We start from the raw sequence: 356 nt of genomic DNA on the forward strand, positions 1-356 counted from the left end.
CGACACCGAGGCCATGCAGGCGCATCTCGACGCGATCGGCGAAGCCGTCGCGCCCGGCGCGCACGCGCTCCTGATCCTCGACAAGGCCGGCTGGCACACAACCGGCAAGCTCGAGCCTCCGGCCAACATCACGCTCCTGCCGCTGCCGCCCGCCTGTCCGGAGCTCAACGCGGCCGAGAACATCTGGCAGTACTTGCGTCAGAACTATCTCGGCAACCGCGTGTTCGCCGACTACACCGCGATCCTCGACGCTTGCCAGGACGCCTGGCGAAAGCTCCTCGCCGAAACCGGCCGGATCACATCGATCGCACAGCGAGGCTGGGCCATCATCGGTCAGGCATAACGAAGGCTGGTAT

General features: G+C 66.3%; 1 protein-coding gene. It reads left to right on the forward strand.

Annotated features, from left to right (window positions below):
• Positions 1-343 (forward strand): transposase (locus A33M_RS21830; RefSeq protein WP_040622711.1); only part of this gene is annotated, 343 nt, incomplete at its 5' end.
• Positions 344-356: the final 13 nt, after the last annotated feature.

Source organism: Rhodovulum sp. PH10 (assembly GCF_000293785.1).
GTDB lineage: Bacteria > Pseudomonadota > Alphaproteobacteria > Rhizobiales > Xanthobacteraceae > Rhodoplanes.